This window comes from Burkholderia orbicola (assembly GCF_900100915.1).
Classification (GTDB): domain Bacteria; phylum Pseudomonadota; class Gammaproteobacteria; order Burkholderiales; family Burkholderiaceae; genus Burkholderia; species Burkholderia orbicola.
Window position 1 is genome coordinate 914,026 of sequence record NZ_FNKW01000002.1, and the last position, 24,171, is coordinate 938,196.

General features: G+C 65.6%; 23 protein-coding genes. 8 read left to right on the top strand and 15 right to left on the bottom strand.

Annotated elements, in window-relative coordinates; all coding sequences use genetic code 11:
• The first annotated feature begins 118 nt into the window (after positions 1-118).
• A complete protein-coding gene (locus BLS50_RS20970) occupies positions 119-844 on the top strand; it encodes a glutathione S-transferase (RefSeq protein WP_074803862.1) in 726 nt (241 codons plus the stop codon).
• A gap of 52 nt (positions 845-896) precedes the next feature.
• Here BLS50_RS20970 and BLS50_RS20975 read toward each other — a convergent pair whose 3' ends face one another.
• The 5 genes from BLS50_RS20975 to BLS50_RS20995 form a co-directional block, all read right to left on the bottom strand.
• On the bottom strand, positions 897-2,459 hold the full coding sequence (locus BLS50_RS20975) for an amino acid permease (protein ID WP_074803864.1): 1,563 nt from the start codon (positions 2,457-2,459) through the stop codon (positions 897-899).
• Between the two features lie 102 nt (positions 2,460-2,561).
• Positions 2,562-3,026: an Lrp/AsnC family transcriptional regulator gene (locus BLS50_RS20980; RefSeq protein WP_006487769.1), complete on the bottom strand. Its 465-nt coding sequence runs from the start codon at positions 3,024-3,026 to the stop codon at positions 2,562-2,564.
• 97 nt (positions 3,027-3,123) lie between these two features.
• Positions 3,124-3,882 carry a dimethylarginine dimethylaminohydrolase family protein gene (locus BLS50_RS20985; RefSeq protein WP_074806566.1) on the bottom strand — a complete coding sequence of 253 codons (759 nt, stop codon included), beginning with the start codon at positions 3,880-3,882 and terminating at the stop codon, positions 3,124-3,126.
• A 206-nt stretch (positions 3,883-4,088) separates the two neighbouring features.
• Positions 4,089-5,339 (bottom strand): DUF1479 domain-containing protein, encoded by a 1,251-nt coding sequence (locus BLS50_RS20990; RefSeq protein ID WP_074803866.1) that lies wholly within the window; start codon positions 5,337-5,339, stop codon positions 4,089-4,091.
• A 110-nt stretch (positions 5,340-5,449) separates the two neighbouring features.
• Positions 5,450-5,839 (bottom strand): VOC family protein, encoded by a 390-nt coding sequence (locus BLS50_RS20995; RefSeq protein WP_074803868.1) that lies wholly within the window; start codon positions 5,837-5,839, stop codon positions 5,450-5,452.
• A 70-nt stretch (positions 5,840-5,909) separates the two neighbouring features.
• Between BLS50_RS20995 and BLS50_RS21000 the strand changes: the two genes are divergently transcribed.
• Positions 5,910-6,887, top strand: a complete 978-nt coding sequence (locus tag BLS50_RS21000; protein ID WP_074803870.1) for a helix-turn-helix domain-containing protein — start codon at positions 5,910-5,912, stop codon at positions 6,885-6,887.
• A 90-nt stretch (positions 6,888-6,977) separates the two neighbouring features.
• Here BLS50_RS21000 and gltA read toward each other — a convergent pair whose 3' ends face one another.
• From gltA to BLS50_RS21035, 7 genes are all read right to left on the bottom strand, one after another.
• The gene (gene gltA, locus BLS50_RS21005) at positions 6,978-8,279 is read right to left on the bottom strand and encodes a citrate synthase (RefSeq protein ID WP_011355741.1); all 1,302 of its coding nucleotides are present in this window, start codon (positions 8,277-8,279) and stop codon (positions 6,978-6,980) included.
• A 66-nt stretch (positions 8,280-8,345) separates the two neighbouring features.
• Complete coding sequence (locus BLS50_RS21010; protein WP_011548107.1) at positions 8,346-8,618, bottom strand: FAD assembly factor SdhE; 273 nt, start codon at positions 8,616-8,618, stop codon at positions 8,346-8,348.
• A 6-nt stretch (positions 8,619-8,624) separates the two neighbouring features.
• Entirely contained in the window at positions 8,625-9,326 is a 702-nt protein-coding gene (locus BLS50_RS21015; protein WP_006479352.1) for a succinate dehydrogenase iron-sulfur subunit, read from the bottom strand.
• A gap of 22 nt (positions 9,327-9,348) precedes the next feature.
• Positions 9,349-11,124, bottom strand: a complete 1,776-nt coding sequence (sdhA, locus tag BLS50_RS21020; protein ID WP_027805663.1) for a succinate dehydrogenase flavoprotein subunit — start codon at positions 11,122-11,124, stop codon at positions 9,349-9,351.
• A gap of 3 nt (positions 11,125-11,127) precedes the next feature.
• Positions 11,128-11,496 carry a succinate dehydrogenase, hydrophobic membrane anchor protein gene (gene sdhD / locus BLS50_RS21025; RefSeq protein WP_006487767.1) on the bottom strand — a complete coding sequence of 123 codons (369 nt, stop codon included), beginning with the start codon at positions 11,494-11,496 and terminating at the stop codon, positions 11,128-11,130.
• A gap of 4 nt (positions 11,497-11,500) precedes the next feature.
• A complete protein-coding gene (sdhC, locus tag BLS50_RS21030) occupies positions 11,501-11,917 on the bottom strand; it encodes a succinate dehydrogenase, cytochrome b556 subunit (protein WP_023474464.1) in 417 nt (138 codons plus the stop codon).
• 168 nt (positions 11,918-12,085) lie between these two features.
• A complete protein-coding gene (locus BLS50_RS21035; RefSeq protein ID WP_006479356.1) occupies positions 12,086-12,910 on the bottom strand; it encodes a GntR family transcriptional regulator in 825 nt (274 codons plus the stop codon).
• A 288-nt stretch (positions 12,911-13,198) separates the two neighbouring features.
• On the opposite strand from BLS50_RS21035, the gene BLS50_RS21040 reads away from it, so the two are divergent.
• From BLS50_RS21040 to acnA, 5 genes are all read left to right on the top strand, one after another.
• A complete protein-coding gene (locus tag BLS50_RS21040; RefSeq protein WP_006479357.1) occupies positions 13,199-14,185 on the top strand; it encodes a malate dehydrogenase in 987 nt (328 codons plus the stop codon).
• A gap of 186 nt (positions 14,186-14,371) precedes the next feature.
• Positions 14,372-15,379, top strand: a complete 1,008-nt coding sequence (locus tag BLS50_RS21045) for an HpcH/HpaI aldolase/citrate lyase family protein (protein ID WP_053525673.1) — start codon at positions 14,372-14,374, stop codon at positions 15,377-15,379.
• A 230-nt stretch (positions 15,380-15,609) separates the two neighbouring features.
• Complete coding sequence (locus BLS50_RS21050; RefSeq protein WP_027805661.1) at positions 15,610-16,125, top strand: hypothetical protein; 516 nt, start codon at positions 15,610-15,612, stop codon at positions 16,123-16,125.
• A gap of 19 nt (positions 16,126-16,144) precedes the next feature.
• Complete coding sequence (locus tag BLS50_RS21055; RefSeq protein WP_069230883.1) at positions 16,145-17,596, top strand: bifunctional 2-methylcitrate dehydratase/aconitate hydratase; 1,452 nt, start codon at positions 16,145-16,147, stop codon at positions 17,594-17,596.
• Between the two features lie 52 nt (positions 17,597-17,648).
• Positions 17,649-20,366 carry an aconitate hydratase AcnA gene (acnA, locus tag BLS50_RS21060; protein WP_074803872.1) on the top strand — a complete coding sequence of 906 codons (2,718 nt, stop codon included), beginning with the start codon at positions 17,649-17,651 and terminating at the stop codon, positions 20,364-20,366.
• Positions 20,367-20,543: 177 nt separating this feature from the next.
• Here the strand turns inward: acnA and BLS50_RS21065 are convergent, their stop codons facing one another.
• From BLS50_RS21065 to BLS50_RS21075, 3 genes are read right to left on the bottom strand one after another with little or no spacing between them, the layout of a single operon-like run.
• Positions 20,544-20,984, bottom strand: coding sequence for a DUF1801 domain-containing protein (locus tag BLS50_RS21065; protein WP_074803874.1), 441 nt, complete (start codon positions 20,982-20,984; stop codon positions 20,544-20,546).
• The gene (locus BLS50_RS21070) at positions 20,981-21,412 is read right to left on the bottom strand and encodes an SRPBCC family protein (protein WP_074803876.1); all 432 of its coding nucleotides are present in this window, start codon (positions 21,410-21,412) and stop codon (positions 20,981-20,983) included. The genes BLS50_RS21065 and BLS50_RS21070 overlap by 4 nt, the downstream gene beginning before the upstream one ends.
• Positions 21,412-21,735, bottom strand: coding sequence for an ArsR/SmtB family transcription factor (locus tag BLS50_RS21075; RefSeq protein ID WP_011548112.1), 324 nt, complete (start codon positions 21,733-21,735; stop codon positions 21,412-21,414). Before BLS50_RS21075 ends, BLS50_RS21070 begins: the two co-directional genes overlap by 1 nt.
• 646 nt (positions 21,736-22,381) lie before the next feature.
• Here BLS50_RS21075 and BLS50_RS21085 point away from each other — a divergent pair.
• Positions 22,382-24,115 carry a S53 family peptidase gene (locus tag BLS50_RS21085; protein ID WP_027805653.1) on the top strand — a complete coding sequence of 578 codons (1,734 nt, stop codon included), beginning with the start codon at positions 22,382-22,384 and terminating at the stop codon, positions 24,113-24,115.
• Positions 24,116-24,171 lie beyond the last annotated feature (56 nt).

Below are 24,171 nucleotides of genomic sequence, written 5' to 3' on the forward strand. Positions count from 1 at the left end.
CCACTGGCATTTCGCACTCGATCTCATAGACTGTCTATTCGCAACGGGCGGCGCGCGGCCGCCCTCCCCGCCATCGCGATGCGTGCATCCCGGCGCATCGACCGGACAGGAGACTTGCATGCAATACGAACTCTATTACTGGCCCGAGATCCAGGGCCGCGGCGAATACGTGCGGCTCGCGCTCGAGGCGGCCGAGGCCGACTACGTCGACGTCGCGCGCGAATCGGGGCGCGGAATGGGCGTGTCGGCCATGATGCGCATGATGGACAGCACGAAGGCCGCATGCGTGCCGTTCGCGCCGCCGTTCCTGAAGGCGGGCGACGTGGTCGTCGGGCAGACCGCGAACATCCTGCTGTTTCTCGGCGCGCGGCTCGGGCTCGCGCCTGACGACGAAGCCGGCCGGCTGTGGGTGCACCAGATCCAGCTGACCGCCGCCGATTTCGTCACCGAGATCCACGACACCCACCATCCGATCGGCAGCGGCCTGTACTACGAGGACCAGCAAGCGGAAGCAGCCGAGCGCACGGCCGATTTCCTCGAGAACCGGCTGCCGAAATTCCTCGGCTACTTCGATCGCCTGCTCGAACAGAATCCCCACAAGAGCGGCTATATCGCCGGCAGCGCGCTCAGCTATGCGGACCTGACGATGTTCCAGTTGATCGAGGGCCTGCGCTACGCGTTCCCGAAAGCGATGAAGCGCGCGGAGCGCAAGGTCGCGACGCTGGTCGCGCTGCACGATCGCGTCGCGCAGCATCCGCCCGTCGCGCGCTACCTCGAGTCGGAACGCCGCATCCCGTTCAACGACATGGGGATCTTCCGGCACTATCCGGAGCTGGACAAGTAACGGCCTGGCACGTACCGCGGAAAGTGCGCGCGTCGGTGGATTACACGCAGGATCAATGCGGCTGCCCGTGCTGCGCGGCGGCCGCATCGACGGCCTCGACCGAGCGCGTGAGCCACGGCCCGATGTCCATCTCCTCGTAGCGTACGAGCCGGCTCTTGCGCGCGCGGCGATACGCCCACCAGATCGCGACGAACAGCGGAATCCACACATAGATCGACAGCACTTCCATCCAGTCGATGCGCGCCGCGAAAAAAGCCTGGTAATCCTGGCCGAGCGAAATGACGACGCAGACCGCAATCGCGAACAACGGCCCGAACGGAAACCATTTCGCGCGATACGGCAGCTGATCGAGCCGATAGCCCTGCTTCAGGAATCCCTTGCGGAACCGGTAATGGCAGACCGCAATGCCGAGCCACGCGATGAAGCCGGTGATGCCGACCGTATTCAGCAGCCACAGATAGATGCGCTGGTTGTTGGTCAGCGACGTGAGGAAGCACAGGCCGCCGACGGCCATCGTCGCGTACAGCGCATTGCGCGGCACGCCGCCCGGCGACAGCGTCGCGAACATCGCCGGCGCGCGCCCTTCCGAGGCGAGGTTGTACAGCATCCGCGTCGCCGCGTAGGTGCCGGAATTGCCGGCCGACAACACGGCCGTCAGGATCACCAGATTCATCGCGCCGGCGGCGAGCGGGAACCCCGCGTGGCTGAACACCAGCGTGAACGGGCTCACGCCGACATCGGTCACGTCGCTCTTCAGCAGGTTCGGATCGGTATACGGCACCAGCAGGCCGATCACGAAGATCGCGAGCACGTAGAACAGCATGATCCGCCAGAAGATCTGCTTCACCGCACGCGGAATCGTCTTGCGCGGGTTTTCCGATTCGCCGGCCGTGATGCCGACCAGCTCGGTACCGAGGAACGAGAAGCCCGCGATCAGCGCGACGCTCATCATCGCATGCACGCCGCCGACGAACGGCGCGTCGCCGATCGTGAAGTTGCGCCAGCCGACCGGATGCCCGGTGCCGGTATGCCCGCTGCCGGTATGCCCGTCGCCCAGCACACCGGCCGCGATCAGCAGCCCGGCCGCGATGAACGCGATCACGGTGACGACCTTGATCAGCGAGAACCAGTATTCCGATTCGCCGAAGCCGCGCACCGACAGCGTATTGAGCAGGAAGATCAGCACGAGGAAACCCGCGCCCCACCACACGCCCGGCACCGACGGAAACCAGTAGCGCATCACGATCTGCGCGGCGACCAGCTCGATCGCGATCGTCACCGCCCAGCTGTACCAGTAGGTCCAGCCCAACGCGACGCCGAAGCCTTCGTCGACGTACTTCTCGCCGTAGATCGCGAACGAGCCCGATACCGGCATCAGCGCGGCCATCTCGCCGAGCCCCGTGACGACGAAGTAGACCATGATCCCGATCGCGAGATACGCGGCGATCGCCCCGCCCGGCCCCGCCTGCGCGACCGACGCGCCCGACGCGACGAACAGCCCCGTGCCGATCGAACCGCCGATCGCGATCATCGCGATGTGGCGGCCCTGCAGACGGCGCTTCAGCGTCGTCCCGGACGGCGCGGCCGTCTCCGCTGCCGCTTGCATAGCATCCATAGTGCTCACCCTGATTGTGATCCGGCCAGCCGATTTGATTTGGAATGCAAATCGATTGCTCCGGTCATTCGCATCGAAACCGGCCCTGCCGGGCCGGTCGCATCACACGACACTGCGCTTGATCGCCTGCAGTTCGGCCGTCGTCACGATCTTCTCGATCCGGAACCGCGGGCTTTCCAGCCACACGTTCGCGATCCGCCGGTACTCGTCGAGATCCTCGCACGCGAGCCGCACGAGAAAATCGAACGTGCCGCTGACGAGCCAGCAGTCGAGCACGGCCGGATTCGCGCGCATTTCCTCTTCGAACGGCGCCTGCGAACGCCCGTGGTCGGCCAGCACGATCTGCGCGATCACGACGATCGGCTTGGTCGCGCGCGGCGCCTTGATCACCGCGCGATACCCTTCGATCACGCCGAGCGCCTCGAGCCGCTCCACGCGCGCCTGGCACGGCCGCGGCGTGAGGTTCACGAGTTCCGACAGCTTCCGGTAGGAAATGCGCCCGTCGGTACGCAGGATGTCGAGGATCCGGAGATCGATCTTGTCGAGCTGCATCTTCTTGTCGGTCATCCGCGTTCGCTCCGGTCGGGTCGTGGCTGGTGCGCGCAACGTCTGCCGTTCCGCGCGGGGCCACATTATCCGGCCGAAGCGGCCGCGCGCCAATCGGCTAGAACCGCAGCGACAGGCAGGTCAGGCCGCCGTCCATCTTGCGGAATTCGCTCGTGTCGATCACGTGCAGCGGCAACCCGAGCGACGCGATCGCGTCATGCACGCGCGGGTAACCGGCCGGGGTGATCAGCGTGCCGTTCACGCGCAGCGTGTTGCCCGCGTATTCGTCGGCGGCCGAGATCGCGATCCGGCGATAGTCGGCGAACGCCGGATGCGCGGCCAGTGAGTCGGTCACGAGCAGCGTGTCGTCGCCGAGCGCGTTGACGACCGATTTCAGGTGCAGGCCGGCGCCGACCGGCACCGCGACGACCGAATAGCCGTGGCGCGACACCAGCGACTCGAACGCGGCGATGCCTTCCGCGTCGGTGCGGCTCGTCAGGCCGATGAAGAAGCGCTTGCCGACCTGCATCACGTCGCCGCCGTCGAGTCGGCCTTGCTGCATCGGCAACAGGTCGCGATGCGCGGCGAGCGCCGCTTCGATATGAACGGTCTCGCCGCGCCGTGCAGGCGCGCCGGGGCGCGTGATCACCGCGAATTCGGGCGTGACGACCGCGACGTCCTCGACGAAGTGCGAATCGGGAAACGCATCCAGCCGCGGCAGTTCGGTCCGCTCGACGCCGAGCGCGCGCAGCGCGTCGCAGTATGCGTGGAACTGCGTGAGTGTCTTGTCGTAATCGGGCGCGCCGAGTTCGGCGGTGGTCAGACCCGCGCCGCAGGACGGCGCGGGACGGCGAACGATCGCTTGCGTGAATTGCATCGACTCCTCCATGGTCTGCCGCACCCGTGCGGCGCACGGGCCGGCGGCGTTGTGTCCGGACCATTATCGGAAGCCAAATTGCGCAATTCGCGTCGATTTCTGCGGCGCCGACAGCCGATTGCGTCGAATTGCGCGCGTCACGCAGCGGATTCGGCAGACCGGCCGCCCGCCCTTTCGCGAACGGCGGTTTTCGCCCGCCTCACGCTTTACGCGTCGGGCGCGAACCCCATCTGCGCACGGCCGAGCGCCGTGAGTTCGCCCGCCTGCGCGCGCCCGTCGAAATCGACCTCGAAATGATCGGCCGGGAAATCGGGCGGGCTGTCGCCGCGCAGGAACGCCGCACGCTGGCGTTGCAGGTACGCATCGTTCTTCGCGCAGCCGGGCGCGGCCGCGATGTACATCACGTTGCTGTCGCCGCTGCCGCGATGCGCATCCTCGACCGCATGCACGACGTCGCCGTGCCAGAACACCGCGTCGCCCGGCTCCATGTGCGGGATCGGCACGAGCGCGTCGAGCAGCAGTGCGTGCCATTCCGGGCGGATCGACAGCGCGCGGCCGGGACGCGCGCCGCACAGGTCGTCGTCCGCGACGTCGTCCTGCAGCGCGCGCAGCACGACATAGGCCATCGCGTTGGCGACCGGAATCAGCTGCAGCGTGCCGTCGCCGGGCCCTTGCGGCGTCAGCGCGGTCCAGCCCTGGAACGTGCGGAACATCGAACACACGGCCGGCGACGGAATTTCCTCGACGTCGGGGCGGAACGCCGCATCGAACGGATCGTAGTCGCGCCAGCGGCCGGCCAGCACGTGACGATAGACCTGCCGAAAATTCGCGCCGAGCCAGCGCTCGACGGAGCCGCCGTCGACATGCGGCGACAGCCCGAGAGACGTCGAACCGGGCGGCCGGCGGCGAATCCGGTCCGCGTACGCGGGCACCTGATCGGGATCGAAATGGGTGCGCGCGCCGTCCGCATGCCGCCACAGACGGTTCAGGAACACCCGCGCCTGCGTCAGCGCCGGCGACTGGCGCGCGGCCACCTGCGGCTTCGACCAATAAACCCCGTAAATCTGCGGCTTGCCCGACGCGAGATTGCCGAAATAGCGGTCTTCCGCGCGTGCATGCAGCCGCTCGGTGAAACGGTTCGCATCCAGATACGCGCCGATCTCGTCGTTCCAGTCGCGCGCCTGCCGCGCATCGAACACGCCGCGAATCACCACCGCGCCATGCGTGCGGATCGCGGCCATCGCGTGCGGATCGACCCGCCCATCCGCGATATCCGCGAACGGCACGACCGGAATCACGTCCTGGCCGTGCGCGTGCGCGCGACGGATCGCGTCGACCTGTCGCGCGATGTCGCCTTCCAGTTCGCGGAACGTGGCCGCGTAGCCAGGCAAGTCGGCGCGCAGCGCCCGTTTCGCCGCGCGAATCGCGGCGGGCAGATCGTCAATCGTCAGTTGCATCGTCGTCTCCTCGCTGAAGCATGTCGTGATGTGCTGTCAGCGTAGGGCCGGCACGTGATCACCATCACCACTATCCAGCCAATGATCGATACAATCCTGACAATCATGCGTCACTCTGGACGATGGCAGACCACGCAGAGCTTGTTGCCGTCCGGATCGCGAAAATAAGCGCCGTAGTAGTCGCGGTGATAGTGCGGTCGCAGGCCCGGCGTCCCTTCGCAGGCGCCGCCCTGCCGCAGCGCGAGCGCGTGGCAGCGATCGACGTGCGCGCGGGTCGGCGCATCGAATGCGATCGTGTGGCCGTTGCCCGGCTCCGGCGGATGGCCGTCGAGTGGCTTGCCGAAGAAGAACAGCGGCCGCTCGGCGTCTGCCGGCATCCAGCCCGACCAGCCGTCCGGCTCGCGGAATTTCAGGCGCAGCCCGAGCTCCGCGAACAGCGGCGCGTAGAAATCGTAGGCGCGCGTCGTATCGCTGACGCCCACGCAAACATGTGAAAACATGGCATCGCTCCGTGGTGACGATCGCTCCCGATCATGCCACGACGCGCTGCCTGCCCCAACGGAGGCCGCGATGAAACCGCAATACGAGCACGTGACGTTCGCGTCCGGCTGCTCCATCCGCGTCTATCACCGCCAGCTCGCGTGCATTCCGTTCGAATGGCATCGCCACCCCGAGTACGAGCTGACGCTGACGCTCAACAGCCGCGGCCAGCGCTTCATCGGCGACCACGTCGCGCGTTACGCGGACGATGATCTCGTGCTCGTGCCGCCGAACCTGCCGCATACGTGGTCGTCGAACGCGCGCATCGATCGCGACGCGCCCGAGGTCGCGCTCGTCGTCTGGTTCGACGGAGACTGGGTGCGACGGCTGGCCGACTGCTGCCCCGAATACGCGCCGCTGCGCTCGCTGTTGCGGCGTGCGGCGCCGGGCCTGCACTTCGACGTGGAGACGGCCCGCGCGATGCGCGCGCGGCTGCCGCGGTTGCTCGATCCGTCGCCGCGCGTGCGGCTCGCGGCCACGCTCGATACGCTCGCCGATCTCGCGGAAACAGGCGGCGAACCGCTCGCCACCGCGCAGGCGTACGACCGGGCCGATGGCGCGCCGTCGCCCGCCGACCCGGGCGCCCCCGAAGCCGAACGCCTCGACCGCGTGCTCGACGCGATCGACCGGCATTTCCACGAACCGCTGCGCATCGACGCCCTCGCCGCTGTCGCGCACCTGTCCGAACGCACACTGCAACGGCTGTTCGTCCGGCATCTCGGCGAAAGCGTCGGCCGCTACGTGCAGCGGCTGCGGCTCGCGCACGCGTGCCGCCATCTCGTCGGCACCGACTGGCCGATCGCGACGGTGGCCGCGCGCTGCGGCATTCCGAATACCGCGAACTTCAATCGCCAGTTCCTCGCCGCGCGCGGCACGACGCCCGGCGCATACCGGCAGTTCTTCAAGCAGCATGGCCATGCACCCGACGGCGATGCGCCCGCGCTCGACACCCGGCCACCGTCGCTGGAGCACCGCGCCGGATCGGGCCAACGTCGGCCGCACAAATGAAAACACCCCGACGGGCTGACCCGTCGGGGTGTCGTGGCGTGGCGATTGCCGGACGCGAGCGGCCTGCCGGCCGTTCGCGCCGCACACGATTTAACGTGCGTTGAGCGGCTTCGCTTCGCGCGGCGTATCGCCGATGAACAGCTGGCGCGGACGGCCGATCTTCTGCTCGGGATCGCCGATCATTTCGTTCCACTGTGCGATCCAGCCGACCGTACGTGCCATCGCGAAGATACACGTGAACATCGACGTCGGGATGCCCAGCGCGCGCTGGACGATACCCGAGTAGAAGTCGACGTTCGGGTACAGCTTGCGCGACACGAAGTATTCGTCTTCCAGCGCGATCTTCTCGAGCTGCATCGCGAGCTTGAACAGCGGGTCGTCGTGCAGGCCCAGTTCGTTCAGCACTTCGTAGCACGTTTCGCGCATCAGCTTCGCACGCGGATCGTAGTTCTTGTACACGCGGTGGCCGAAGCCCATCAGCTTCACGCCCGAATTCTTGTCCTTCACCTGCTTGATGAATTCGGGGATGTTGTCCGGCGAACCGATCTGCTCGAGCATGTTCAGCGCGGCTTCGTTCGCACCACCGTGCGCCGGGCCCCACAGACACGCGATACCGGCCGCGATACACGCGAACGGGTTCGCGCCCGACGAACCGGCCAGGCGGACCGTCGACGTCGATGCGTTCTGCTCGTGATCGGCGTGCAGGATCAGGATACGGTCGAGCGCGCGGACGAGCACGTCGTTGACCTTGTACTCTTCGCACGGGTTCGAGAACATCATGTGCATGAAGTTCGCGCTGTACGACAGCGAGTTCTTCGGATACACGAACGGCTGGCCGATGCTGTACTTGTACGCCATCGCGACGAGCGTCGGCAGCTTCGCGATCATGCGGATCGCCGACACTTCGCGGTGACGCGGGTCGTTGATGTCGAGCGAGTCGTGGTAGAACGCGGACAGCGCGCCGACTGCGGCGACCAGGATCGCCATCGGGTGCGCGTCGCGACGGAAGCCGCGGAAGAAGAAGTGCATCTGCTCGTGCACCATCGTGTGCTTCGTGACGGTGTCGACGAATTCCTTCTTCTGTGCGGCGTTCGGCAGTTCGCCCTTCAGCAGCAGGTAGCAGCTTTCGAGGAAGTCCGCGTTTTGCGCGAGGTTGTCGATCGGGTAGCCGCGATACAGCAGTTCGCCCTTGTCGCCGTCGATGTACGTGATCGCCGAATTACAAGCTGCCGTCGACATGAAGCCCGGGTCGTAAGTGAACTTGCCGGTCTGGCCGTACAGCTTGCGGATGTCGATCACGTCCGGGCCCATCGTGCCCTTGTAGATCGGCAGTTCGACGCTCGGCGAGTTGTCGCTGAACGATAGCGTGGCTTTAACATCAGACGGAGTCATGGCACATCCTCAATCGAAATAAAGAAACGGGATTCGATAACGGGCACAGCGCGTTACACCTTGGCGTTACACGTTGCGCAGCATCTCCAACAGCCGGTGAATGTCCGGGCTGTCTAGGTCGCCCTCTGGTTCCTTGCGCGCGAGGAGCAAGTCCATCAGGTCGTTGTCGCTCAGATCGAGCAGGCGCGACAACGCGCCTACGTCTGCATCGGTGAGGTCATGCTCGTATCTGCCGAAGAACCGTTCGAAAACGATGTCGTTCTCCAGCAGACCCCGCCGCGCACGCCAGCGAAGGCGCGCGCGGCGGTGCGGGTCGGATTGATGCGAATCGTCGCTCATCAATCTTTATACCGCGCGACGAACCATCAGTTCCTTGATCTTGCCGATCGCCTTCGTCGGGTTCAGGCCCTTCGGGCAAACGTCGACGCAGTTCATGATCGTGTGGCAACGGAACAGACGGTACGGGTCTTCCAGGTTGTCGAGACGCTCGCCGGTGGCGGTGTCGCGGCTGTCCGCGATGAAGCGGTAAGCCTGCAGCAGGCCGGCCGGGCCGACGAACTTGTCCGGGTTCCACCAGAAGCTCGGGCACGACGTCGAGCAGCTCGCGCACAGAATGCACTCGTACACGCCGTCGAGCTCGTCGCGCTCTTCCGGCGACTGGAGGCGTTCCTTCTCCGGCGGCGGCGCGTCGTTGATCAGGTACGGCTTGATCGAGTGGTACTGGTTGAAGAAGTGCGTCATGTCGACGATCAGGTCGCGCACGACCGGCAGGCCCGGCAGCGGACGCAGCACGATCTTCTGCGGCAGGTCGTTCAGGTTCGTCAGGCACGCGAGACCGTTCTTGCCGTTGATGTTCATCGCGTCCGAACCGCACACGCCTTCACGGCACGAACGGCGGAACGACAGCGTCTCGTCCAGTGCCTTCAGCTTGACCAGCGCGTCGAGCAGCATGCGTTCATGCTGGATCTCGAGCTCGTACGTCTGCATGCGCGGCGCTGCGTCCTTGTCCGGATCGTAGCGGTAGACTTCAAAAATGCGTTTTGCCATTTCGGATTCCCTTTGACTCGGCTTAGAACGTGCGCGGCTTCGGCGGCACGGATTCGACCGTCAGCGGCTTCATTTGAACCGGCTTGTAGTCGAGGCGATCGCCTTCGCTGTACCACAGCGTGTGGCGCAGCCAGTTGTCGTCGTCGCGGTGTTCGTAGTCGCTGTGTGCGTGTGCACCGCGGCTTTCCTTGCGCGCTTCGGCCGACACCATCGTGGCGCGAGCCACTTCGATCAGGTTCTCCAGCTCGAGCGCTTCGACGCGCGCGGTGTTGAACACCTTCGACTTGTCCTTCAGGTGGATGTTTTCCACGCGCGCCTTCAGGTCGGCCATCTGATCGACGCCTTCCTTCAGCAGCGCCGACGTGCGGAACACGCCTGCATGCTTCTGCATCGTCGCGCGGATGTCGTTCGCGACGTCCTGCGTGTACTCGCCCGAGCTCGACTTCTCGAGCTTCGCCAGGCGCGCCAGCGAGAATTCGCCTGCGTCAGCCGGCAGCGGCTTGTGTTCCTTCTGGTTCTTCACGTGCTCGACGATGTGGTTGCCGGCCGCACGGCCGAACACCACGAGGTCCAGCAGCGAGTTCGTGCCCAGACGGTTCGCGCCGTGCACCGACACGCACGAGCATTCGCCCACTGCGTAGAAGCCGTTGACCGGTTCCTTGTGATCGCGCGACGTGCCGACGACCTGACCGTGGATGTTGGTCGGGATGCCGCCCATCTGGTAGTGGATCGTCGGGACGACCGGGATCGGTTCCTTGATCGCGTCGACGTTCGCGAACTTCAGCGCGATTTCGCGGATCGACGGCAGACGCTTCATGATCGTCTCGGCGCCGATGTGCGACAGGTCGAGCAGCACGTGATCCTTGTTCGGACCGACGCCGCGACCTTCCTTGATTTCCTGGTCCATCGAACGCGACACGAAGTCACGCGGCGCCAGATCCTTCAGCGTCGGCGCGTAGCGCTCCATGAAGCGCTCGCCGTTCGCGTTGCGCAGGATACCGCCTTCGCCGCGCACGCCTTCGGTGATCAGCACACCCGCGCCGGCCACGCCGGTCGGGTGGAACTGCCAGAACTCCATGTCCTGCAGCGCGATGCCCGAGCGCGCCGCCATGCCAAGGCCGTCGCCGGTGTTGATGAACGCGTTGGTCGATGCCGCGAAGATCCGGCCTGCGCCGCCCGTCGCGAACAGCGTGGTCTTGCCTTCCATGATGTAGACGTCGCCCGTCTCCATCTCGAGGGCCGTCACGCCGAGTACGTCGCCGTCCGCGTCGCGGATCAGGTCGAGCGCCATCCATTCGACGAAGAACTGCGTCTTCGCTTCGACGTTCTGCTGGTACAGCGTGTGCAGCAGCGCGTGACCGGTACGGTCGGCGGCCGCGCAAGCGCGCTGGACCGGCTTCTCGCCGTAGTTCGCGGTATGGCCGCCGAACGGGCGCTGGTAGATCGTGCCGTCCGCGTTGCGGTCGAACGGCATGCCGAAGTGCTCGAGTTCGTACACGACGTTCGGCGCTTCACGGCACATGAACTCGATCGCGTCCTGGTCGCCGAGCCAGTCGGAGCCCTTGATCGTGTCGTAGAAGTGGTAGTGCCAGTTGTCTTCGCTCATGTTGCCGAGCGACGCGCCGATACCGCCCTGCGCGGCCACCGTGTGCGAACGCGTCGGGAACACCTTCGACAGCACGCCGACCGACAGGCCCGCGCGCGACAGTTGCAGCGCTGCGCGCAAGCCGGAGCCGCCTGCGCCGACGATTACGACGTCAAACTTGCGGCGCGGGAGGGAAGTTTTGATTGCAGCCATTCTTTACACTCTCCAGAGAATCTGCGCGGCGTAGCCCGCACATGCGAGCAGCCAGACGATGGTCAGCGATTGCAGCAGCAGGCGCACACCGACGGGCTTCACGTAGTCCATCCAGATGTCGCGCACGCCGACCCATGCGTGGTAGAAGAGGGAAAGCAGCATCACGAAGGTCGCGAGCTTCATCCATTGCGCGGCGAAGATCGATGCCCAGCCTTCGTACGAGAAATCGTGCGCGCCGAAGAACAGGACGAGCAGAATGACCGTGTAGACCGCCATGATCGTGGCGGTGACGCGCTGCGCGAGCCAGTCGCGCAGGCCGTAGTGTGCGCCGACGACGAGGCGCTTCGAGCCGATTCGGTTGTTGGCTGCCATTTTCTTAGAATGCTCCGAACAGTTTGAGTGCCATGGCGATCGTCAGCGCGATCGAGACGACAAAGACGACGACTGCCGTCCGCTTGCCGCCTTCCTTCGTGACGGCGTCGTGGTTGACGTCCATCAGCAGGTGGCGAATGCCGGCGCAGAAATGGTGGAAGAAGGCCCACGACAACGCGAGGACGATCAGCTTGACGACGATGTTGGAGAGGAAAGCCTTGAAGACTTCGAAGCTGAGCTCGGAGGTGAGGCTCTGGTCGAAGAGGAACAGCAGGAACGGCAGGAACAGGAACAGCAGCGCGCCGCTGATACGATGGAGAATCGACAATATCGCGGCCAGCGGCATGCGATATTTCAACGTGATGTCGCCGATTCCGATGTTCCGGTATTCCGGCCTCGGCTTTCTTACTGCGTCAGTCATGCTAGACCCCTACTATGTTGTCACACTAATCCGCGATTTTAGCGCCTTTTTATATCGCGCTGCAGCGAAAGTCTGCTCTGGATAATTGCGCGAACAAGAACAAAGGCGGCCCGAAACGTGCTTCGCGAGCGTGGGAAACGCGAATGCACGCAGCTGAGCCGAACGTCGTCAGCTCAAGTCATTCTGATAGTAGTACCCGGTTGTGACATACCAGCCGCGACGCACTTCCACCGGCCGGTCCCCGTACGTATAGGACACGCGCTCGACCGACAGCAACGGGAACCCCGCCGGCACGTGCAGCAGGTCGGCCACCGCCGGGTCCGCCGCCACCGCGCGAATCTTCTCCGTCGCGCGGATCATCCGCGTACCGAACTCCGTCTCGAACATCGCGTAGAGCGGCCCCTTGTACTCGCTCAGCCGCTCGAACGTGAGCCCGCGGAACATCGCACCCGGCAGCCAGATCTCGTCGAGCACCGTCACTTCGCTGTCGAATTCCAGCAGGCGGCGCACCTGCACGACGGGATCGGCGGGCTTCAGGTCGAGTTGCCGCGCGATCTCCGCCGGCGCACGCAGGCGCCGGCATTCGAGCAGGCGGCTCACGTGCGGGTGCTCGGCACCGTCGTCGGCCAGCAGACGCAGAAAGCGGAATTGCGCGCGATCTTCGTTGTGCGTTGCAACAAAAGTGCCCTTGCCCTGCCGCCGGACCACGAGGTTTTCGGCGGCCAGTTCGTCGATCGCCTTGCGCACGGTGCCCTGGCTGACTTTGTAACGGGCCGCGAGCTCCACTTCGCTGGGGATGATCTCGCCCGGCTTCCATTCGCCGGATTCGAGACTTTGCGTGATCAATGACTTGATCTGCTGGTATAACGGGCTGAACGTCGGCGACGCGGAGGCCGCGGGCGAGGCTGCGGGATCGCCCGCGCCCGGCTGCCCTGGGCCGCCTGCGCCGGTCTGATTCGCGGTGTTCGCCTGGTTCGATGTCATGGCGCGCATTTCATCACAAACCGCACTTTTTCGTCCACTCAATTTCCGCAAAACATCTGTCTTATATAAGACATATGATACCGTTTGACTTTGCGCCTGACGGCTCCTACACTCCCGGTCGAGCAAGGGTTCGCGGGTGCAACAGCGCGTCCCCGGCTACGTGCCACGGCCGTCTCCAGGTTCACCGCGTCTGCCATCGCGAGTCCTCCGCCCTGCTTCAATGCAACGCTACGCACAACGCGCATAGAATGGCGTTTTCGCTCGCGTCCAACGCTTCACCCGTCCTGGAGATTTTCAATGGCTAAGCCCGCAAAGCGCGTTGCCGTCACCGGCGCCGCAGGTCAAATCGCTTACTCCCTGCTGTTCCGCATCGCGAACGGCGACCTGCTCGGCAAGGACCAGCCGGTCATCCTGCAACTGCTCGACCTCCCGCAAGCCCAAGGCGCCGTCAAGGGCGTCGTGATGGAACTCGACGACTGCGCGTTCCCGCTGCTCGCCGGCGTCGTGATCACCGACGATCCGAAGGTTGCATTCAAGGATGCAGACGTCGCGCTGCTGGTCGGCGCACGTCCGCGCTCGAAGGGCATGGAGCGCAAGGACCTGCTGTCGGCGAACGCCGAAATCTTCACGGTTCAGGGCGCTGCGCTGAACGAAGTCGCGAGCCGCGACGTGAAGGTGCTGGTCGTCGGCAACCCGGCGAACACGAACGCGTACATCGCGATGAAGTCGGCGCCGGATCTGCCGAAGAAGAACTTCACGGCGATGCTGCGCCTCGACCACAACCGCGCGCTGTCGCAGCTCGCCGCGAAGTCGGGCAAGCCGGTCGCGTCGATCGAGAAGCTCGCCGTGTGGGGCAACCACTCGCCGACGATGTACCCGGATTTCCGCTTCGCGACCGCCGAAGGCGAATCGCTGCTGAAGCTGATCAACGACGACGTATGGAACCGCGACACGTTCATCCCGACCGTCGGCAAGCGCGGCGCGGCGATCATCGAAGCGCGCGGCCTGTCGTCGGCGGCGTCGGCAGCCAACGCGGCGATCGACCACGTCCGTGACTGGGTGCTCGGTACGAACGGCAAGTGGGTCACGATGGGCATCCCGTCGGACGGCTCGTACGGCATTCCCGAAGACATCATCTACGGCGTGCCGGTCACCTGCGAAAACGGCGAATACAAGCGCGTCGAAGGCCTGGAAATCGACGCGTTCTCGCGCGAGAAGATGGACGGCACGCTGGCCGAGCTGCTCGAAGAGCGCGATGGCGTCGCCCACCTGCTGAAGAACTAAGCATCACGCATCGTGCCGGGCGGCCTTCGGGGCGCCCGGCTGCGGCACGGGCCGGCACGCCGCCGGCCCGTGCCGCCCGATCCGATCCGCGCACGTTTTGCCGCCCCGCGCCCGCCGCGCACCGGCCCAGAACCTGCCCGAATCCGATTTTTCTCCACGTTGACCCGCTCCCCTGACGTAGACGAGATGGCCGCGCTCACTCCTGCACAAGTGCTGTACGACGGGGCGTCCCCGCCCGCGATCCTGCCCTGCTGCGATCACTACGCGGGCAGCGAGAAGCTGATGCGCAAGTCGCTCGCGCTGCAGGCCGAGCTGGGCCCGGTGTTCGACCTCACGCTCGACTGCGAGGACGGCGCGGCCGTCGGCCAGGAAGCCGCGCACGCGGCGCTCGTCGCCGATCTGCTCGGCAGCGCCGAGAACCGCTTCGGCCGCGTCGGCGTCCGTATCCACGACTTTTCCCACCCGCACTGGCGCGACGACGTGCGCATCGTGCTGCGTGCGTCGCGCGCACCCGCCTACATCACGCTGCCGAAGATCGCGAACGCCGCCGACGCGGCCGAAATGACTGCGTTCATCGAAGGCACGCGCCGCGAGCTCGGCATCGCGCAGCCGATCCCGGTCGACGTGCTGATCGAGACGCACGGCGCGCTCGCGCAGGCGGCCGCTCTCGCCGCGCTGCCGACGGTCGGCACGCTGAGCTTCGGGCTGATGGATTTCGTCTCCGCGCACCACGGCGCGATCCCCGATTCCGCGATGCGCTCGCCCGGCCAGTTCGACCACCCGCTCGTGCGCCGCGCGAAGCTGGAAATCGCCGCGGCCTGTCACGCGCACGGCAAGACGCCGTCGCACAACGTGACGACCGAGGTGCGCGACATGAGCGTCGTCGCCGGCGATGCGCGCCGCGCGCGCGACGAATTCGCCTTCACGCGGATGTGGAGCATCCATCCCGCGCAGATCCGCCCGATCGTCGACGCCTTCGCGCCGCGCACCGACGAAGTCACGCTGGCCGCCGAAATCCTGCTCGCCGCGCAGGCCGCCGACTGGGGCCCGACGCGCCACGGTGATACGCTGCACGATCGCGCGAGTTACCGTTATTACTGGTCGGTGCTGCGCCGTGCGCGGGCCACCGGCCAGCCCGTACCGGACGAGGCCGCGCCGCTGTTCGGCCCGGCCGCCGCGGGCGCCGCGCCTTGAGGGCGCGCCGCCGGCCGATACACGCGTTTCATGCATTCGCCGGGACGCAAGCCGGACAGAGGTTTGCGAAACGACAAAAAACGTAACGGAGCCCGAAAACCTGATATATGCGCGGCCAAATAGGTGAAAATAGCGGCCGCTGCGCGCTTTCGGGGCGCGTGCAGTTTCAAACCGGCCGGCAGTTTCGATTGCCGGCCCTTGTCAACTGATTATCGAAAGGTTCTGACTCCATGAAGAAACTCCTGATCGCTACCGCCATCGGCGCCTTGTCCGCCACGATGCTGGTGTCGGCTCCGAGCGCGTTTGCCCAGGGTACGGCCACCACGACCGCGAAGAAGGCCACGGCCAAGCGCCCGGCGCCGGCCAAGCGCATCATCCCGCGCAGCAAGAAGGCGCAGGCACGCGCAGCCGCCAAGGTCGATCCGGTACCGGACGGCGCGGTCAAGTGGTCCTGTAAGGAAGGTCTGTCGTTCGACCTCGCCGGCGACATGAAGCGCGACCAGGTCGTCACGGTTCACTGGGCGAAGAAGAACTACAAGCTGCCGCGTCAGGCCACGACGACGGGCGCCGACACGTTCTACGATCCGGCAGCCGGCTTCAAGCTGGTCGTGATCCCGACCAAGGCAATGCTGTTCTCCGACGCGAACGGCGGCGAGCGTCTCGCGGATGAATGCGTGACGCCGGAAATGGCACAGGGCAACGCGGCGCCGACGCAGTCGAACGAGCTGAAGCCGGCCGCGAACTAAGCGTCCCCCCGGCCCCTCGATGTCCGCCCCGGTCTCCAACGTCCGCACCGCGCCGGATTCGGTACTCGTCGACATCGTCGACTACGTGCTGAACACCGGCATCGACAGCGCGCTCGCGCTGGAGACGGCGCGTCATTGCCTGATCGACACGCTCGGATGCGGACTCGAGGCGCTGTCCTACCCTGCCTGCACCAAGCTGCTCGGCCCCGTCGTGCCCGGCACGATCGTGCCGAACGGCGCGAAGGTGCCGGGCACGTCCTTCCAGCTGGATCCCGTCCAGGCCGCGTTCGGCATCGGCGCGATGATCCGCTGGCTGGACTTCAACGACACCTGGCTCGCCGCCGAATGGGGTCATCCGTCCGACAATCTCGGCGGAATCCTGGCGACGGCCGACTGGCTCTCCCGCACGGCCCGCGCGGCCGGCCGGAAGCCGCTCGCGATGCGCGACGTGCTGGTCGCGATGATCCAGGCCCACGAGATCCAGGGCTGCCTCGCGCTCGAGAATTCGTTCAACGCGGTCGGACTCGACCACGTGCTGCTCGTGAAGGTCGCATCGACGGCCGTCGTCGGCCGCCTGCTCGGGCTCACGCGCGACGAGTTGATCAACGCGGTTTCCAACGCATTCGTCGACGGCCACGCGCTGCGGACCTACCGCCATGCGCCGAACACCGGTTCGCGCAAATCGTGGGCGGCCGGCGATGCCACGTCCCGCGCGGTGCGCCTCGCGCTGATCGCGAAAACGGGTGAAATGGGCTATCCGTCGGCGCTCACCGCCAAAACCTGGGGCTTCTACGACGTGCTGTTCGACGGCAAGCCGTTCCGCTTCCAGCGCCCATACGGCACGTACGTGATGGAAAACGTGCTGTTCAAGATCGCGTTTCCCGCCGAATTCCACGCGCAGACGGCCGCCGAGGCCGCGCTGCAGCTGCACGCGCAGCTCGCCGCGGCGGGTCGCACGACCGACGACATCAGCCGGATCACGATCCGCACGCACGCGGCCGCGATCCGCATCATCGACAAGCAGGGCCCGCTCGCCAATCCGGCCGACCGCGACCACTGCATCCAGTACATGGTCGCCGTGCCGCTGCTGTTCGGCCGGCTGACCGCGGCCGACTATGAAGACGCGGCCGCGGCGGACCCGCGCATCGACGCGCTGCGCGCGAAAACCGTGTGCGTCGAGGATCCGCAGTTCACGAAGGATTACCACGATCCGGACAAGCGATCGATCGCGAATGCGCTGACGATCGCGTTCACGGACGGATCGAAGCTTGCCGAAGTGGCGGTCGAGTATCCGCTCGGCCATCGGCGGCGCCGCGCCGAAGGCGTTCCGCTCCTAGTCGAGAAGTTCAGGACCAACCTCGCCCGCCGCTTTCCGGCCAAGCAGCAACAAGCGATTCTCGACGTGTCGCTGGACCAGGCAAAGCTCGAAGCGATGCCGGTCGATGAGTACGTCGACTTGTACGTGATATAGCCGTCATTTACAGGACACGTAGTTTCCTAGCCTTAAACCCAGGAAAATCACCATGGCCCACAATCTCCACAAGACCCTCAAGGAATTCGACAGCGGTTCCGGCAAAGGCAAGTTCTACTCGCTGCCGCAGCTCGGCAAGGAACTGAAGACGAAGATCGAACGCCTGCCGGTGTCGATCCGCATCGTGCTCGAGTCCGTGCTGCGCAACTACGACGGCAAGAAGATCACCGAAGAGCACATCGAGCAGCTCGCGAACTGGAAGCCGACCGCGAAGCGCGTCGACGAGATTCCGTTCGTCGTGTCGCGCGTCGTGCTGCAGGATTTCACGGGCGTGCCGCTGCTCGCCGACATCGCGGCCATGCGCGGCGTCGCCGAGCGTACGGGCAAGAACCCGAAGAAGATCGAACCGCTGGTCCCGGTCGATCTCGTCGTCGATCACTCGGTCCAGATCGACTACTTCCGCCAGAAGGACGCGCTCGACCTGAACATGAAGCTGGAATTCCAGCGCAACAACGAGCGCTACCAGTTCATGAAGTGGGGCATGCAGGCGTTCGACACGTTCAAGGTCGTGCCGCCGGGCGTGGGCATCGTCCACCAGGTGAACCTCGAATACCTTGCGCGCGGCGTCCACAAGAAGACCGACGGCGCCGACACCGTGTACTACCCGGACACCCTGGTCGGCACGGACAGCCACACGACGATGATCAACGGCATCGGCGTAGTCGGCTGGGGCGTGGGCGGCATCGAGGCGGAAGCCGGCATGCTCGGCCAGCCGGTGTACTTCCTGACGCCGGACGTCGTCGGCGTCGAGCTGAAGGGCAAGCTGCGCGAAGGCGTGACGGCCACCGACCTGGTACTGACGATCACCGAAATGCTGCGCAAGGAGAAGGTCGTCGGCAAGTTCGTCGAATTCTTCGGCGAAGGCACGCGCTCGCTGTCGCTGCCGGACCGCGCGACGATCGGCAACATGGCGCCGGAATACGGCGCGACGATGGGCTTCTTCCCGGTCGACGAAAAGACGATCGACTACTTCGAAGGCACGGGCCGCACGAAGGCCGAAATCGCCGCGTTCGAAAACTACTTCAAGGCGCAGAACCTGTTCGGCATCCCGAAGGCCGGCGACATCGACTACACGAAGACGGTGACGCTCGACCTCGCGACGGTCGCGCCGTCGCTGGCCGGCCCGAAGCGCCCGCAGGACCGCATCGAGATCGGCCACGTCAAGTCGACGTTCACCGACCTGTTCTCGAAGCCGGTCGCGGAAAACGGCTTCGCGAAGAAGGCGGACGACCTGAACACGCAATACACGACGAGCAACGGCGTCGACGTGAAGAACGGCGACGTGCTGATCGCCGCGATCACGTCGTGCACGAACACGTCGAACCCGAGCGTGCTGCTGGCCGCCGGCCTGCTCGCGAAGAAGGCGGTCGAGGCCGGCCTCACGGTCGATCCGAAGATCAAGACCTCGCTCGCGCCGGGATCGCGCATCGTCACCGAGTACCTGACGAAGACGGGCCTGCTGCCCTACCTGTCGAAGCTCGGCTTCGAAGTCGCGGCCTACGGCTGCACGACCTGTATCGGCAACGCGGGCGACCTGACGCCGGAACTGAACGAAGCGATCACGAAGAACGACATCGTCGCGGCGGCCGTGCTGTCCGGCAACCGTAACTTCGAAGCGCGTATCCACCCGAACATCCGCGCGAACTTCCTCGCGTCGCCGCCGCTGGTCGTCGCGTACGCGATTGCCGGCAACATCACGCGCGACCTGATGACCGAGCCGGTCGGCAAGGGCAAGGGCGGCCGCGACATCTACCTCGGCGACATCTGGCCGACGAGCGACGAAATCCACGCGCTGCTCAAGTTCGCGCTCGATCCGAAGAAGTTCGAGGACAACTACTCGAAGCTGACCAAGAAGGGCGACCTCTGGAGCAAGATCGAGGGCGAATCGGGCGAGGTCTACGACTGGCCGAAGTCGACGTACATCGCCGAGCCGCCGTTCTTCGGCAACGACTTCTCGATGGAGCCGGCTGCATCGATTCCGACGGTCAAGGGTGCGCGCGCACTGGGCATCTTCGGCGACTCGGTCACGACCGACCACATCAGCCCGGCAGGCTCGATCAAGGAAGATTCGCCGGCAGGCAAGTGGCTGAAGGAAAACGGCGTGCAGAAGGCCGACTTCAACAGCTACGGCTCGCGCCGCGGCAACCACGACGTGATGATGCGCGGCACGTTCGCGAACGTCCGGGTCAAGAACCTGATGATCCCGCCGAAGGCGGACGGCACGCGCGTCGAAGGCGGCCTGACGATCCACCAGCCGAGCGGCGAACAGCAGTCGATCTACGACGCAGCGATGCAGTACGTTGCCGCCGGCACGCCGACCGTCGTGTTCGCGGGCGAAGAGTACGGCACGGGCTCGTCGCGCGACTGGGCCGCGAAGGGCACGCAACTGCTCGGCGTGAAGGCCGTGATCGCACGCAGCTTCGAGCGCATCCACCGCTCGAACCTGGTCGGCATGGGCGTGCTGCCGCTGCAGTTCAAGGGCGCGGACAGCGTCCAGTCGCTCGGCATCACCGGTGAAGAAACGTACGACATCGAAGGCCTCGGCGACGACTTCAAGCCGCAGCAGGACGTCACGCTCGTGATCCATCGCAAGAACGGCGAAACGCAGCGCGTGCCGGTGCTGCTGCGCATCGATACGCCGATCGAAGTCGACTACTACAAGCACGGCGGGATCCTGCCGTTCGTGCTGCGCTCGCTGCTCGCAGCGTAAGCGCCCTGCTTTTGCAGGTGCCGCAGCCGCCTCGCGGGCGGTTGCGGCCGATTTGGATGCCCGACCTCGTGTCGGGCTTTTTTTCGTCTGTCGCTCGGTGGGCCCGCGGCGTAGCGTCGACCGCACGGCGGCGCCCCGCTTTCACGGAATGTCACCGGCCGGCGGCCGGCTCGCGCGTCACGCCGCCTTGCTGCTTCGCACCTTCGCGCCCGCGGAGGAACCCGATCGCGCGTTCTTCTTCAGATGCGTGCGGTTGTATTCGATCGCCGCGCGCACGAGGTTTTTCAACGCCCGCTTGTCGAGCTTGTCGCCTTCGAAGAAATCGATCGCGCGCCGCGCATTGCCTTCGAGGCCGTCATTGAACAGCTGGTCGGGATCGGGCAATTTCGCGCCGTGCATGAAGGTCAGCTTCACCTTGCCCTTGTGCGCGTTCGCGACCGCGATCATCCCGTCGCACGACCACACGGGGCTGCCCATCCACTTCCATTCCTCGACGATGCTTTCGTCCGCCGCGAGAATCGTCTGGCGGAGCTCGGCGAACGTCTTGCCGCGCCAGTCGACGATGCCGGCGATCAGCGCATCGATGCGCTCGGACGGCGTGAGGTTCGTTGAGCTCATGCGCGGGCCTCCGTTTGCGCGTCGGGGCGCGACAGCACCTGTTCGAGCGATTCGAAGAACCGGACCCAGCCATACTGCGCGCCGCGGTACGCCTGCTCCTGATCGGCGCGGAAGCCGACCTGTTCCATGCGCAGGTGCGTGCCGGCCGGCGTCGGCGTGAGCGTCCACGTCACGACGCTTTCGAGGCCGTGGGCTGCCCACGTATAGGACAGCGTGCGGTGCGGCTCGATCGCGAGGACCGTACAGTCGACCGAGCCCCAATCCGCACGGAAGCTGAACGCACGGCCCGCGACGGGCTCGAAGTCGCTCTTCATCAGCCACGCCTCGATCAGGTGCGGTTGCGTGAGCGCGCGCCAGATCTTCTCCGGCGGATGCGGCAGCTCCCGGTCGACGACGACGGAGCGCGTTTCGGTAGTGGCTTGGTTCATTACTGATCCATCCTTTTGAGCAGATCTTCGAGGGCATCGAACCGGCTCTGCCAGAAGCCTGCCATCTGGCTCGTCCAGTCGATCAACGGGGCCAGCGCCTGCGGCTGCGCGCTGTAGTGCGTCTGCCGGCCTTCGTGACGGTCGTTCACGAGCCCGGCCTGCTTCAGTACGCCAAGGTGCTTCGACACGGCCGGCTGCGACACGCCCGCGTGGGCGGTCAGCGCGGCAACCGTCAGTTCGCCCTCCGCGCACAGCCGCTCGAAGAGTGCGCGGCGCGTGGGATCGGCGAGTGTCCGGAAAAGCGTGTCGTGAGCGGTCTGCATGCCGGGCAAAATCCATAACTCTGTAGTTATGAATTGGATAATATCTGCTGATCGCCGCACGTCAAGGCGGGATTTCGCGAACGACGTCGTTCGATCTCGCGCCACGGGTGCGTGCGTCGCACTGGCTCTAGCCAAGACCGGATTCGAGCATTTCTTCTAATCAGCGATGGTGACGCGTGATCCGAAAGCAGCCTGCAAGACTGCTCGACGTGCTGTTCCACAGTTCGGGAAACGTCTGGAGTCGGCCTGCCCCGTTCTTGTGCCTGCACGAAGCCGTTCCTGACGGGTTGCTTCCAATGACCACATAGTGCGATACGGCGTGCCGCCATTGACACGCAAACGTCATGCATCCGCGCGGCACGCCCTTCCACGCCCGCGCACATTCCGACGCTGCAACGAAGGAGTCGTGCGTGTGAGCGACACGCGTTGCCGCGTCGCGTGCCGCGAACCGGTTCCGCTCACCGCCCTCGCCATTACCGTCGCGCAACGACGCCACCCGCGCAGTCACGCGCCCCGTTGTCAGAACTGACAGCTATGGAAAATGGCAGCTACCCGAACGCCACCGACGCCCTACGCTCGTCACCGCTCGCGGCCCCACAAGGGCCGGGGGTTCCAGTAACGTCGCCTCTCCTAAAAAGGACTCCCGATGAAAAGGAACGCCTGGTTTGCCCTTCCCCTTCCGTCGCCCCGCCGTCTTGCGTGCGTGGCACCGCTCGTGTTCGCCGCCGTTGCGGCGCATGCGGCGACGGATTGGGTCGATACCCATACGAAAGCCTTTCTGACCGGCCCGCAGTTGATGGCGCGCAGTGCGGCGCCGTCGCTCGAACTCGCGGCCGGCGAGACGACCAACGTCGTCGTCAGCCTGAAGCTGCGCAACGCCGCGCAGCTCAAGCAACTGGCGCGCGACGTGAACCGGCCCGGCAGCGCGCATTACCGCCAGTACCTGACGCACGAGCAGTTCCTCGCAAACTACGCGCCGACCGATGCGCAGGTGCAGTCGGTCGTCGACTATCTGCACAAGAGCGGCTTCACGAATGTCGAGGTCGCGCCGAACCGGCTGCTGGTCTCCGCCAGCGGCACGGCCGGCACGGTGAAGACCGCATTCAACACGTCGCTCGTACACTTCGAGTACGCAGGCCGTTCAGGCTTCGCCAACACGTCGACCGCGCAGGTGCCGCGCGCACTCGGCGACGTCGTCGGCTCGGTGCTCGGGCTGCAAAGTGTCGCGCGTGCGCGGCCGCTGCTGCGCATCGGCAACGTGGCGAAACCGCAGGCGCTCGCGGCCGGCACGGCCACAGGCCACTATCCGAAGGAATTTCCGGGGCTCTACAACGCGACCGGCGTACCGACCGCCGCCGGCGTGACCGTCGGCATCATCACGATCGGCGGCGTGTCGCAGACGCTGCAGGACCTGAAGCAGTTCACGTCGAGCAACGGCTACGGCACGGTCTCGACGCAGACCGTCAAGACCAACGGCACGGGCGGCAGCTACACCGACGACCAGGACGGCCAGGGCGAATGGGATCTCGACAGCCAGTCGATCGTCGGCTCGGCCGGCGGCCAGGTCGGCAAGCTGGTGTTCTACATGGCGGACCTGAACGCCTCCGGCAACACGGGCCTCACGCAGGCGTTCAACCGCGCGGTGTCGGACAACACCGCGAAGGTGATCAACGTGTCGCTCGGCTGGTGCGAAACCGATGCGAACGCGGACGGCACGCTCGACGCCGAGGAACAGATCTTCACGACAGCCGCCGCGCAGGGCCAGACGTTCTCGGTATCGTCGGGCGACGAAGGCGTGTACGAGTGCAACAACCGCGGCTATCCGGACGGCTCGAACTACACAGTATCGTGGCCGGCTTCGTCGCCGCACGTGCTCGCGATCGGCGGCACGACGCTCTATACGACGTCGTCGGGCGCGTTCTCGAACGAAACGGTGTGGAACGAAGGGCTCGATTCGAACGGCAAGCTGTGGGCGACGGGCGGCGGCGTCAGCACGATCCTGCCCGCGCCGTCGTGGCAGTCGGGCAGCAATCGCCAGTTGCCGGACGTCGCGTTCGATGCCGCGCAAAGCACGGGCGCGTACATCTACAACTACGGCCAGTTGCAGCAGATCGGCGGCACGAGTCTCGCCGCGCCGATCTTCACGGGCTTCTGGGCGCGTCTGCTCGCGGCGAACGGCACGGGCCTCGGCTTCCCGGCCGGCAACTTCTATGCGGACATTCCGTCGCATTCGTCGCTCGTGCGCTATGACGTCGTGTCGGGCAACAACGGCTATCAGGGGTATGGCTACAAGGCCGGCACCGGCTGGGATCTGACGACCGGCTTCGGCAGCCTGAACATCGCAAACCTCAACCAGCTGATCAAGTCAGGCGGGTTCTGAGCGAAGCGTGAAGGCCGGCGCGCGGCGATGGCTTGCCGCGCGCCGGTGGTGAGCAT